This window comes from Alteromonas sp. a30, from assembly GCF_026788005.1.
Lineage (GTDB): Bacteria > Pseudomonadota > Gammaproteobacteria > Enterobacterales > Alteromonadaceae > Paraneptunicella.
In genome coordinates, this window is record NZ_JABEPE010000007.1 from 79,433 (window position 1) to 91,514 (window position 12,082).

The window sequence follows — 12,082 nt, forward strand, 5'->3', positions numbered from 1 at the left end:
GTTTTTGATGTTTGCGATAAGTCTCTACCGGAGATTGACAATGAAACGCAATTACTTGAGAGCGGGGTAGTCGATATAGCCTTTCTCGCCACCAACATAGAAGGTGTTAGGGTCGGCTTGGTTCAATTCAGCGCCTGCTTGGAAGCGCTCAACCAAGTCTGGATTGGCAATGTAAGGCACGCCAAATGCAACGGCTGCAAGTTGACCTTCACGAATGGAAGCGTCTGCCTCTTCTTTACTGTAGCCCATGTTGCCAACCAAATTGCCGTTGTAGTGGGCTTTTGCGGCAGAAATCACGTCGCCAGTTTGTTCACCGAAAAAGTCGGCGCGCATTAAGTGCCAGTAAGCCAAGTTGTAGCGATTAAATTGCTCACCTAACCAGCTAGTTAAGCCAACCGGATCGCTGTCTTTCATGCTGTTGAAACTGTTGAGTGGCGAGGTGCGAATACCTACTTTGCCTGCGCCCCAGACGTCGACTACGGCGTCTAATACTTCGAACAACAAACGCGCTCGGTTTTTTAAAGAGCCACCGTATTCGTCGTCACGCAAATTTGAGCCATCACGTAGGAAATTATCCAGTAAATAACCATTAGCAGCGTGGATTTCCACGCCATCAAAACCGGCTTCTTGAGCGTAAAGGGCGCCTTGTTTAAAGCCTTCAACGATGCTTGGAATTTCACTGACTTCAAGTGCGCGAGGCACGGTATAGGCTTTTTTGCCTCCTGGTGTGTGGACCTCATCGTTAGTAATCGCGATAGCGCTGGCAGCAACGGGTGTTTTGCCATCATTTAATGCGGGATGACATGCACGACCACCATGCCAAAGTTGTAAGAAAATACGACCGCCTTTGGCATGGACCGCATCGGTAACGTTTTTCCATGCCTTGGCGTGTTCAGCTGAATAAATACCGGGACCGTTGTAAAACGCTACACAGCCTTCCATTACGGCGGTAGCTTCGGCAATCAATAACCCAGCACTGGCGCGCTGAGCGTAATGTTCTGCCATGATGGGCGTAGGCATGTCGCCATCGGCGCGAGTACGCGTCAGCGGTGCCATTAATACGCGATTAGGTAATTCGACATCGCCTAATGTAATGGGGGAAAGTAACGATAAGTCAGACATAAAAGCTCCAAAGGTGATCATTCATTTCGTTGGAATAGAAAGTAGGGATGCAAACAAAAAGAAACAATGTTTAAATTTGAAAATCACTGTTGTAATTATGGAAACAATTACAAGTGAGTGCGAAAACATCTTTATGCTCGGATAAATAATCCAACATGGCTTGGAGTTTTTTTGGACGATTAATGCCGCCGCGATACACCGCAAATATTGGGTTTTCGGATAAATGCCAATCGGGAAGGATGCGAACTAAGTCGCCTTTTACCACATCCTCTTTAACAGCACTAATGGGCAGTTGAGCGATGCCGCAGCCCTGCAAAGTAACTTGCCTTAATGCCGGAATGTTGGAGCAAAAGAAATTGCCACTAACATCAATTAGTTTGGTGTTTTCGCCTGACACCAGCGCCCATTTAGTCGTTGTATGGTTGAACTCAAAGCGCAGGCAATTATGAGCAGAAAGGTCTTCTGGTATTTGAGGCGCGCCATGCTGTTGAACGTAGGATTTGCTGGCTGCGAGCAAACGTGTGGAAGCACCAATTTGCCGGCTCACTAAACGTTCGTCATGCACTTTTCCAACACGAATAGCTAAGTCGACCCCTCCTGCAAATAAGTCTTCAAAACTGTAAGACAAATTCAGCCGGATGCTGGTTTTAGGCCAGCGCTTTAAGAATCCCGGGATAATGAGTTCCGATAATACCGATCCCAAGGCGGGTGGCGCGCTAATGTAGAGCAAGCCTTGAACTTGTTCTTCCATGGTGCGTACATCCTCTTGCAACATGTGTAAACCATCAAGCATTTGGAGTGCGTGTTGATACACGATGCGGCCAGGTTCTGTGATGTAAACATTACGGGTAGAGCGCTCTAATAGTTTGGTTTTGAAGTGTGCCTCTAGTTTGGTAATTTCCTTACTTACGGTGGATTTTGGTAAGCCCATAAGCTCAGCACATTGCGTTAAATTCAGCGTTTGACAGGAAGTCACGAAGATGGATAGCGAGCGAATACTTAATGTTTCTAGATCACGAACGTTCATGTGATTTGTCGTCAATTGTTTTGTTATTATGAATTGTATGCATTACGCAACGGTGGGTCTATAGGTTATTTCTTCTTTGGGTCATTTTTTGAGGGCTTTATTTGCTTAATTGTTGTACTTTTTACCCATACGTTTTGGATTAACAGTACGAGAAGCTGGTATGGATGGTCAAAATGGTAACGGCCCGTTAAAGCCTTTTGTTCATCAAGTTGATGGAGAGTCGGTTCGTAATAAAAAAGTAGTTAATGTTGACTCAAGTAAACTCACCAATGGTCATGGTAAGGAGTCTTATCGGGCATATAGCACGGTATTTGCGCCTGCTGCACCGGGAAGTAAATTCAAAGATATTCATCAGCAGCCAAGCGGGCGAGTGGTTGCCGCAGAAGGCCCAACTAAACAAACGTGGGTGAATTTTGGTGATGCACGTCGCGCCCAACATTATGTGGCAACGTATTCAGGACAGATCATTAAATCAGACTTAAAACAAACTTATGGCATTGCTCAAGAAGCGGCTGCGGTTGCTAAGATGATGCAAGCGCGACGTGAGAAGCGAGGGGGCCAAGCGGATGGTTATTCCTCGGTAAAAACCACTGTTCGAGCGCACGAAGTTCAAAAAACTCGCGGGCAATACACACCTAAAGATTCAACCTTATTTAATACGGCAAGTGTGCAAACTCGCGGCGTTATTGCTGAGCAAAGAATGGGGTCGTGGGGTGATGCAGGGCCCGTTATTCGAGGGTTTGATGTAGACAAAAACACCACGAATGAGGTGTTAGGCGCGTCGGTTGTTGAGGAGGATAAGAAAAAGTTACGCTCGGAAATCATCAATGTTGATCAAACCAAAGCGGCGAATCAAATTGGTATTTCAGGGAGAGCTAAGCAGCACCTTTTCAAAGGTATTCAACCCAATTCATTAGGCAGTGTGGTGTTTGCGCCGCAAAATATGAGTCCCCGCTTTCAGGCAACGGCTGGTCAAGTATCGAGTCTGAGTCAATTTGAGCAGCAACATAAGTTACCTTCGACGGTATCGGTGGTAGCAAATTTAAGAGATACACATGAACCGAAGTTAAATCCTCGCGCAACCGAGGTTGTTCAAGTGAGAAGTAAACCCTCGAAAAAGCGTTAGATATCTGCTCCACATTGTCAGTTACCTATAGACTATCAAACGCCTATAAAGAAAAGCGCAACTCAAGGTAAACGCTAAACCTTTGTAGGTAACTGACAATTAAGCACAACTGTTTAGAAAAACGTGCCTGAATACACTATTACTGCATTGCTTTTAACTGATTCGCAATTTCGATTAACGTGTTGCCAGTTAAATCAGGCTTGTCAGCAAGTGGATAAGTGGCTTTCCCCGGACGTTGGATGAACGCTGTTTGCCATCCGGCCTTATCTGCTCCAGCAATATCCCACGCGTGTGCGGCAATTAACATTGCTTCTTCTGGTTTAATTTGCATTTGCTCCGTGGCCCAATGGTAAACGCGCAAATCGGGTTTAAATGTTTGCAGTTGTTGCACGGTTAGTGAGCCATCAAAGTACGTGGTTAAATCTGCATTTTTTAGTTGCGCGGCAATGCCTGCATCAGAGGAATTTGTTAGCGTGATCATTTTTACATCAAGCGTTTTAATGATCTTCAAACCTTCAATAACATCGTTGTGAGGTGCCAAATCTCTAAAGGGTGTTTTAACGGCTTTAGCTGCTTGTTCGTCGGTTAATGGAATATTGTGTTGCTGCGCCACCATTTTGAGCGCTGCGACGCCAATTTCACCGAAATGGTGATAGTCACCGGTGACATTGCTTACTAAAGAGTAATGTAACAACGTGCGAAACCATAAAGGCACCAAATCGCTTCTACCGCCCAGAGCGTTGGATATAGACTTCCCGACATTTCCTAAATTTAAGAGTGTTTCATTAACATCAAAAAAAATGACTTTGGGTAAGTTGGGTGAAGGTTTAGGAGCGGCTGAAAGCGTCCCCGATAGAGTGAGTAGAATGATTGAAAAAGCAATAATGAAGTGCTGTCGCTTCACGTATTTCCCCTTTGGTTTGGTTGATAATGATTACACGAAATAAAAATTTTGTTCGCATATTTTCACAAGTAACGTTGAAATGGAAAAACATTTCATCTAAAAAAGTGATCCGATAACAACGTTATAGTAATGGTAATGAGTAATTGCTTTAAGATACCGTTCGATATGAGCTTGAATTAAGGTTTAATTAGAAGTCGATAATGAGTGAAAATAACAAACATAATGCACCAAGAGGACGAGGTCGGCCTTCAAAGTCAGGTCGTTCGCTGAGTGAAACAAAACAGGCGTTAATTCAAAGTGGATTAGCCTATTTTACCGAGTTTGGTTTTTCGTCTTCGGGCATTGAGCAGGTATTAAAGCAAGCAGGTGTCCCTAAAGGCTCTTTCTATTACTATTTTGAAAGTAAAGAAGCCTTCGGCCTTGCGGTTATAGACAGTTACAACCGTTTTTTCGCTAACAAACTAGACACGCATTTGCTAAATGATAAGGTGTTACCTCTGCAACGATTAAATAATTTTGTGCAGGATGCAAAAGAAGGTATGTCTCGTTACAATTTTCAACGAGGCTGCTTAATTGGCAATTTAGAGCGAGAAATTACACTTTTATCAGAGAGTTATCATCAAGCGCTCAATAAGGTTTATGCGCAATGGCAGAAAAAAGTTGAACAATGCCTTGCGTTAGCTCTTGAACAAAATTTAATTCGCGCTACGGTGAATTGTGAGTCTGTAGCAATATTTTTTTGGATTGGTTGGGAAGGGGCTGTAAGCAGAAGTAAGCTCGTCAAAAATACCTCGCCAATGGATAACTTCATCGAGAATTTTTTCAGTTTAATCAGCTGAAAAAATTTTCTTATTTAATAGACGATCAGTCTAAAATAATTAATCAATAATTTTAAGGAGCGAAGAAGATGTTTAAAGCATTGTTAATCGAGAAAGATGAGCAAGGGTATCGCACTCAACTCACGGAGCAATCGGAAGCGTTTCTCACAGAAGGGGATGTGTTGGTTGATGTGTCGTACAGCACCATTAACTACAAAGATGCGTTAGCCATAACGGGAAAGGCGCCAGTTATTCGACAATTTCCCATGGTACCGGGCATCGATTTTGTTGGTACTGTAGCCAGTAGTGAGCACCTAGGTTTTAAGCCCGGAGATAAGGTTTTATTAAATGGATATGGCGTGGGAGAAACGCACTTTGGTGGTTTAGCGCAAAAGGCAAAAGTGAATGGAGATTGGTTGATCGCGTTGCCAGAATCTATATCTCCTAAACATGCAATGGCGATTGGCACCGCAGGTTACACGGCAATGCTGTGCGTTATTGCGCTAGAAAAGCAAGGACTTCGCCCTGAAAGTGGGGATGTTTTAGTGACCGGAGCTACAGGTGGAGTCGGGAGCTGGGCTGTAAAAATTCTCTCCGAGCTGGGGTATCGCGTATTAGCATCAACAGGTAGTCAGGACCAAGCAGATTACCTTACATCGTTAGGCGCAGCAGAAATTATTGATAGAGCTACGTTGTCCGAAGCGGGCAAACCTCTGATGAAAGAGCGCTGGGCAGGAGCAATTGATTCTGTCGGCAGTACCACGTTAGCAAATGTGTGTGCGAGTACTCGTTATGGTGGCGCGGTTGCAGCTTGTGGGTTAGCGCAGGGAATGGATTTTCCAGCTACGGTTGCTCCTTTTATATTGAGAGGTGTGGCTTTGCTTGGTATTGACAGTGTGATGCGTCCTCTGATTGATAGAGTGGAAGCATGGGAACGCCTGAGTAATATGGATATGCATGGTTATATTGACTCTATTGCTCAAGTCATCGGGTTAAGTGATTGTATATCGTCAGCAGAGTCGTTACTAAAAGGTAAAATAACGGGGCGTTTAGTGGTTGATGTGAATGCCTAATCATATATAAGCACGTTTTATGAAACTCAAGACTCCGGGGAGATAATGCATCGACCCGTGCTTGAGTTTGTGACGCATACATTTGAAAATTCTCGGAAAAATAAATGCACATTTAACATTATTTGCTTATATGATGTTACCCTCGGCAAATATCAGCATATTTTTGGTAGCTTAGAAAGTTATCAAAAAAACGTCTACCATAGTAACTGATACTTTTTATCGTTAAATGATATTGTCCAAAATTAAATATTGCCGTAGTTGCAGGATGGATCATTGCATCGGTGGGATGATGTTAGCGTTGTCAAAACTTGTTAAGCAATAGTGAGTAAACTTAGTAATGTTATTTTTTCAGAAAAGAAAAGTTGCAGGATTCGATAGTAAGACCTCTGCTGCCATTATCGAGGCATTAAATCACTCACAGGTCGTTATTGAATTTACCCCAGACGGTAAAGTAGAAAATGCCAATAATAATTTTTTGAATGCCATGGGTTATCAAAAACATCAAGTTATTGGTCAAGAACATAAATTGTTTGTTGATGAAAAAGAGCGCAATTCTCAGGAATATCGGCAGTTTTGGCAAGATTTAGCAAAAGGCGAGTTTAAGCAGGGCGTGTTTAAGCGTATTAATAGCAAAGGCGAGCCTGTTTGGTTGAGGGCAACTTACAACCCGATTAAAAATGGGCATGGTAAGGTAGTAAAGGTCATTAAATTTGCCACCGATATCACTGAAGACAAAATTAAACAATTGGATTACGAAGGCAAAGTCGACGCTATTTCCAAATCACAAGCGGTAATTGAGTTTGAACCCAATGGTCAAATCATTACGGCGAACGATAACTTTTGTCGTACTTTGGGCTACACATTAGATGAAATTGTGGGCAAACATCATTCGATATTTGTCAGAGATGAAGATAAAAAAAGTCAGGACTATCAAGCATTCTGGCAGGCTCTACGTAACGGACAGTTTCAGGCTGCACGATATTTGCGAATTAGCAAAAATGGGGACAGTATTTGGATTGAAGCAACATACAATCCAATTGTTTCGACCAATGGTGAAGTGATTAAAATTGTGAAATTTGCCACGGATATTACCGAAGAAGTTGAAAATGAGCAGCGTTTTTCTGAACTTTCTTTAGTGGCAAATGAAACCGATAATTCTGTCATCATTACCAATGCTGACGGATATGCTGAGTATGTTAACCCCGGTTTCACCAAGCTGACAGGTTTTCAGCCGGAAGACATCATTGGTCGGAAACCAGGAGACGTGCTTCAAGGCCCTCATACGGATAAAGCAACAGTGGAGCAGATCCGTAAAAATTTAAAAGCAAGAACGCCGTTTCACTTGGTTATCTTAAATTACACAAAATCGGGCGATCCACATTGGATTAGTTTAGCGATTAACCCCGTTTTCGACGATAAAGGCCAGTTATCTAAATATGTTTCAATTCAAACCAATATTGATGAATCGAAAAAACAAGCGCTGGAAAATGACATTCGTTTAGAAGCAATTCGTCGTACAAATTTGGTGTTTGAATTTGAGGCTTCTGGAGAGCTTTCTTATGCGAACGACCTTGCCATTCAATCATTTAATACTGACTCCCTCGCAGGGGTAAATACAATAATACAAAACCTTCAAAGCCGGATTGAGAATGATGACTGGCAAGCATTGAAATCTGGGCGGGTTGTTATGACAAATATGATTATTAGCGTGGATTCAGGAAAAGATATCAATTTGGCGCTGTCACTTTCCCCCGTATTTGATGTTGAAGGTAAGCTTGTGAAAGTGCTGGCTTATGGTTCAGATGTTTCCGAGCGTAACGGCGTTATTGTCCAGACCCACGGAGCTATGTCACAGGTATTAGACCGAATTGGCAATATTATTCAGACGATTAACGGTATTTCTGATCAAACCAACTTACTTGCATTGAATGCTGCCATTGAGTCTGCACGCGCAGGTGAGGCTGGGCGTGGTTTTGCTGTTGTAGCAGATGAGGTTCGAAATTTAGCACTTTCCACAACTGAATCGGCAAAAGAAATTAGTTCATTGATTAACGAAACCAAAGAACATGTAGACCATCTTTCCGAGTTTATGAATAGCTAACGAGGTTTGTTGTTCATAATATGGTTTTAATTTCGAATAGGCGTGCTGGTTTTTGCAACTTGCACGCGAATCTTGCTGGGCGATTTCATTCCTTTTCGCTATCATTCAGATAGTGATAAGTGCACGCACGTGCATGTTTCATTTCTTATACTGACAAAAGGTTTTATATGGCATTTTCAAATCCATTTGGCGATCAATGGCTCGATATTTTAGCGCAGTGGGGTGAAAGTATTCTTCCCGCTGTTATTACGTTGGTGGTTGGACTTTGGCTAGTCAAGCGATTAGTGCGTGTCATTGAAGGTTTACTTAAACGTAAACAGATGGATGAAGCCGCTATTAACTTCATCAATCAGGTGTTGTACGTCATATTTGTAGTCGTTGTATTCATCAGTGTTATTGATCAACTCGGTGTTGATACTACCTCCTTGATTGCGGTGTTAGGTGCAACAGGTTTAGCCGTTGGCTTGGCGTTAAAGGGATCATTAGAGAATCTTGCGGCGGGCATTTTGTTGGTTTCTCAACGCCCCTTTAAAAAAGGAAACTTCATTGAAGGTGCAGGTGTTTCAGGCTTTGTTGATAAAATTACCATGCTCAATACTCGCTTAAAAACGGTTGATAATAAAATCGTGGTGATCCCAAATGCATCATTGGTCAACGATAATTTAGTGAATTTTTCTGCAAATCCAACAAGACGCCTAGACCTGATAGTTGGCGTGAGTTACGACGATGATCTGAAAAAGGTCAAAACAGTATTGCAACAGCTAGTGGAAGAAGAAGAGCGGGTATTACCTGAACCTTCTTCTCTTGTTGCGGTATGTGAGCTTGCCGATAGCTCAGTTAATTTCACGGTAAGGATGTGGCTGAATTCCTCCGATTACTGGTCAGTGAAATTCGCAATGTTAGAAAAGATTAAACTCAAACTAGACGAAGAAGATATTACCATTCCTTTTCCTCAGCGCGATGTGCATTTGTATCAGCATGGAGTGGCATCCTCAGAAGCGTTGCCATCTCCAAGGGATACCTCTGCAACCTAATAAGTTAAATCTAATGTGGAGCAACATCGGTTGCTCTCTTCCTTGTCTGTATTTAAGGCTTGCTTTTTGGCAGTGCTGTTAATGCTGTAGCAAGCCAAACACCAATACCGCAACAATGGCGAATGGCGCAGGGTATTTCACCACAGATAGCCATGCCTTTGGTAATGGCTGTGTCCCGGTTTGTTTTCTCAGTAATACCCAACCCACAAATAACGCTATAAGCAAACAGTTGAAGGGCAAGAGTAAGGTTGAGGCGAATAAATCCGTCACTGAAAACAAGTTCATATTTTCAAATAAGTGTAAAAATGCGAGTGGATGCCAATCTTTTAAGTGATTAAAAGACAAGGATTGCAAAATTCCAACAAGCCAGATGGCAATGCTGATGAGCCAAGCTAGCTTCCCTCTGCTTAAGGCGAAACGCTCTTTGAAGTAAGCAACTAAAGGTTCGAGGAAGGCAATGGTGGTGGATAAGGCTGCGAAAACTAACAGCACGAAAAAGGTTAAGGCAAGCCATTGTCCGCCTGCAAATTCGGCGAACGCCGTGGGCAACGCAATGAAAATAAGACCGGCTCCGGCTTGAGGGTCGATATGATTAGCAAAAACAAATGGGAAAATAGCGAATCCGGCAAGTAGCGCTACGAGTGTGTCGGCGATGCAGATGATCACGGCAAGTTTGATTAGCGAAAATGAGGAAGCGGTGTTGGCTTTTGGTTCTGGCAAATATGCGCCGTAAACCATCATAGAGCCGCCGCCAATCGCCACCGAGAAAAAAGCCTGACCCAGCGCCATCAACCATGTTTGAGCGGTGACTCTGGAAAAGTCTGGTTTAAGTAAAAAATCAACGCTGGCTGCAAAGTCACCAACGAATGCCCCTAAAATAACCAGCAAAATCAGAATAAAAAACAGTCCCGGAACCAATAATTTTAAGGCTTTCTCTAAACCGCCTCGAATACCAAATGCAACGATAGCCGCCGTGGCAAATATCAACAGCGATTGCCAGCCAATTAAACGCTCAGGAGAGGCAAGTAAGCCTTTAAAATGTGCGGGAGCATCTCGGACGATGGCCTCTTGTCCTTGATACAAATAACTGGCGATGTAGTCCATCGACCATGAAGCAATGACACTGTAAAAACTGAATACTAAGAAGCTAATGAGTAAGCAATTAATGCCAATCAGTGTCCACACCGGATTCACGTTATATTGCTTGCAGAGTTGTCGCATTGAGCCAATGGGGCTGCGCTTACCTTGTTGACCGATGTAAAGTTCCGTTACAACCAAAGGCACACATAAACAAGCCACAAAAAATAAATAAATTAAGACAAACGCGCCACCACCATTTTCACCTGCCATGTAAGGAAAGCGCCAAATATTACCTAAACCGACGGCTGCACCTACCGCCGCATAAAGAAAAGCCCGCTTGCTGGACCATTGCACACTTGTATCTTGCACAGGGGGTATACCTTGATAAGGGGAAGGGAAAAAGCGCCAACCGCATTACTGGCGCTCATTTGGATGTGGCTTATTGGTGTTTGCCTACTTCCCAGTCAGTGTTGGAAAGCAGTTTCTCACCGGATTCAATGGCACCGGACTCCATAGTGGTGCCCATAGAATCATTCCAACGGTTTAAGTAACCGAATAAGGCGATAACGCCCATGATTTCTACGATTTCACCTTCATCCCAGTGTTTATTCATTTCATCAATGAGTGCTTGGTCAACGTCGTTTGGAATGTTTGAGGCTGCCACGGTAAGGTCGAGCGCAGCACGCTCAGCGTCGCTAAAAGAAGGGTGGGTTTTGTAATCCCAAACATTATCCATTTGCTCTTGCTCAGCACCGTAGCGCTCTGCCGCGCGAATAGTGTGCGCCTGACAATAACGGCAACCTGTTACATTACTCGAAACATAGGCAATTAAGCGTTTGAATGCGCTGGTGACGCGGCCGTGGTTTTCCATGACTGCCATGTTCAAGCCGATAAAGGCTTTAGCAATCGCCGGGCGGCGCATCATAGTTAAAACACTGTTAGGACAAAAGCCAAGTGTTTCATTAAAGAATTTCGCCATTTCGGCTACTTCGGGGTTAGAGTCGGCGGGCAAAGGTTGAACTAAAGGCATTCGGTTTTTCCTATCGAAAAGTTTGCGTTGTTTTAATTTCGAGTAGGAATATACACGGATTTTAATTTTAGATACAAACCAAGGGGCGATTTACTCGGCATCTTGTTGGAAAAATATCTGCATTTCTTTGGAGATATGTTTACGGATCTCCACTAACTTCACTGCTGCTTCGAGCTGCCTTTGGTCTTTTTCGGTTTGCGGCTCCCATTGCGGAACCGTTGCTGGATGCCCGTGTTGGTCGACGGCAACCATAATCACAATGCAAGATGTCGTAAGGCGGCGGTTAAGGGATTTGGGGTCGCATGCGTTAACTTCTAAGGCAATATGCATTGAAGATTTACCGGTGTAAATAACTTGAGCTTCAACTTCAACTAAGCTGCCAACGTGGATCGGGGAAATGAAATTGATACCGCCAGCGTAGGCGGTTACACAATATTGACCACTCCAACCGGCGGCACAAGCATAAGCTGCGAGATCTATCCATTTCATGACGGCTCCACCGTGTACCTTGCCACCGAAGTTTACGTCTTGTGGCTCAGCCAAAAAGCGCAAAGTGATATCTCGTTGAGCCTGTCTCATAATGTTCTTACCTACAACAATGTGAATAGTTTTTGTTTGATTACACAAGCATTCTATTGTGCCTACATTCTCATTTTTGGCTAGTTTTATTCTCGTTAAAAAAGTGTATTACATTTGTTAACCCATAACCGATGAGTTTAGCTGGACCTAAGGAAAGTAGGTTGGAACACATAATTATTGGGATGGGC

At 43.4% G+C, this 12,082-nt stretch carries 11 protein-coding genes; 5 read left to right on the forward strand and 6 right to left on the reverse strand.

Annotated elements, in window-relative coordinates:
• Nucleotides 1-51: 51 nt before the first annotated feature.
• Both HJG39_RS08795 and HJG39_RS08800 read right to left on the reverse strand, forming a co-directional pair.
• Entirely contained in the window at nt 52-1,122 is a 1,071-nt protein-coding gene (locus HJG39_RS08795) for an alkene reductase (RefSeq protein WP_268408558.1), read from the reverse strand.
• 70 nt (nt 1,123-1,192) lie between these two features.
• Nucleotides 1,193-2,149, reverse strand: a complete 957-nt coding sequence (locus HJG39_RS08800) for a LysR family transcriptional regulator (RefSeq protein ID WP_268408560.1) — start codon at nt 2,147-2,149, stop codon at nt 1,193-1,195.
• A gap of 160 nt (nt 2,150-2,309) precedes the next feature.
• On the opposite strand from HJG39_RS08800, the gene HJG39_RS08805 reads away from it, so the two are divergent.
• Nucleotides 2,310-3,275 (forward strand): hypothetical protein, encoded by a 966-nt coding sequence (locus HJG39_RS08805; RefSeq protein ID WP_268408561.1) that lies wholly within the window; start codon nt 2,310-2,312, stop codon nt 3,273-3,275.
• A 139-nt stretch (nt 3,276-3,414) separates the two neighbouring features.
• Here HJG39_RS08805 and HJG39_RS08810 read toward each other — a convergent pair whose 3' ends face one another.
• A complete protein-coding gene (locus HJG39_RS08810) occupies nt 3,415-4,179 on the reverse strand; it encodes a haloacid dehalogenase type II (protein WP_268408562.1) in 765 nt (254 codons plus the stop codon).
• 200 nt (nt 4,180-4,379) lie between these two features.
• Here HJG39_RS08810 and acuR point away from each other — a divergent pair, with 200 nt between their 5' ends.
• The 4 genes from acuR to HJG39_RS08830 all read left to right on the forward strand — a co-directional run bounded on the left by acuR (nt 4,380) and on the right by HJG39_RS08830 (nt 9,205).
• The gene (acuR, locus tag HJG39_RS08815) at nt 4,380-5,018 is read left to right on the forward strand and encodes an acrylate utilization transcriptional regulator AcuR (protein WP_268408563.1); all 639 of its coding nucleotides are present in this window, start codon (nt 4,380-4,382) and stop codon (nt 5,016-5,018) included.
• A 68-nt stretch (nt 5,019-5,086) separates the two neighbouring features.
• Nucleotides 5,087-6,070, forward strand: coding sequence for an acrylyl-CoA reductase (NADPH) (gene acuI, locus HJG39_RS08820; RefSeq protein WP_268408564.1), 984 nt, complete (start codon nt 5,087-5,089; stop codon nt 6,068-6,070).
• Nucleotides 6,071-6,407: 337 nt separating this feature from the next.
• Complete coding sequence (locus HJG39_RS08825) at nt 6,408-8,171, forward strand: PAS domain-containing methyl-accepting chemotaxis protein (protein WP_268408565.1); 1,764 nt, start codon at nt 6,408-6,410, stop codon at nt 8,169-8,171.
• A 167-nt stretch (nt 8,172-8,338) separates the two neighbouring features.
• A complete protein-coding gene (locus tag HJG39_RS08830) occupies nt 8,339-9,205 on the forward strand; it encodes a mechanosensitive ion channel family protein (protein ID WP_268408566.1) in 867 nt (288 codons plus the stop codon).
• A 78-nt stretch (nt 9,206-9,283) separates the two neighbouring features.
• Here HJG39_RS08830 and HJG39_RS08835 read toward each other — a convergent pair whose 3' ends face one another.
• From HJG39_RS08835 to HJG39_RS08845, 3 genes are all read right to left on the reverse strand, one after another.
• On the reverse strand, nt 9,284-10,654 hold the full coding sequence (locus tag HJG39_RS08835; RefSeq protein ID WP_268408568.1) for a sodium-dependent transporter: 1,371 nt from the start codon (nt 10,652-10,654) through the stop codon (nt 9,284-9,286).
• 70 nt (nt 10,655-10,724) lie between these two features.
• A complete protein-coding gene (locus tag HJG39_RS08840; RefSeq protein ID WP_268408569.1) occupies nt 10,725-11,315 on the reverse strand; it encodes a carboxymuconolactone decarboxylase family protein in 591 nt (196 codons plus the stop codon).
• Between the two features lie 90 nt (nt 11,316-11,405).
• Nucleotides 11,406-11,894, reverse strand: a complete 489-nt coding sequence (locus tag HJG39_RS08845) for an acyl-CoA thioesterase (protein ID WP_268408570.1) — start codon at nt 11,892-11,894, stop codon at nt 11,406-11,408.
• Between the last annotated feature and the right edge of the window lie 188 nt (nt 11,895-12,082).

Excerpts from the sequence above, each read along its gene's own strand:
- HJG39_RS08805 (WP_268408561.1), top strand. The coding sequence starts at position 2,310 with ATGGATGGTCAAAATGGTAACGGCCCGTTAAAGCCTTTTGTTCATCAA.
- HJG39_RS08825 (WP_268408565.1), top strand. The coding sequence starts at position 6,408 with ATGTTATTTTTTCAGAAAAGAAAAGTTGCAGGATTCGATAGTAAGACC.
- HJG39_RS08795 (WP_268408558.1), bottom strand. The coding sequence starts at position 1,122 with ATGTCTGACTTATCGTTACTTTCCCCCATTACATTAGGCGATGTCGAA.
- HJG39_RS08840 (WP_268408569.1), bottom strand. The coding sequence starts at position 11,315 with ATGCCTTTAGTTCAACCTTTGCCCGCCGACTCTAACCCCGAAGTAGCC.
- HJG39_RS08845 (WP_268408570.1), bottom strand. The coding sequence starts at position 11,894 with ATGAGACAGGCTCAACGAGATATCACTTTGCGCTTTTTGGCTGAGCCA.
- acuI (WP_268408564.1), top strand. The coding sequence starts at position 5,087 with ATGTTTAAAGCATTGTTAATCGAGAAAGATGAGCAAGGGTATCGCACT.
- HJG39_RS08800 (WP_268408560.1), bottom strand. The coding sequence starts at position 2,149 with ATGAACGTTCGTGATCTAGAAACATTAAGTATTCGCTCGCTATCCATC.
- acuR (WP_268408563.1), top strand. The coding sequence starts at position 4,380 with ATGAGTGAAAATAACAAACATAATGCACCAAGAGGACGAGGTCGGCCT.
- HJG39_RS08830 (WP_268408566.1), top strand. The coding sequence starts at position 8,339 with ATGGCATTTTCAAATCCATTTGGCGATCAATGGCTCGATATTTTAGCG.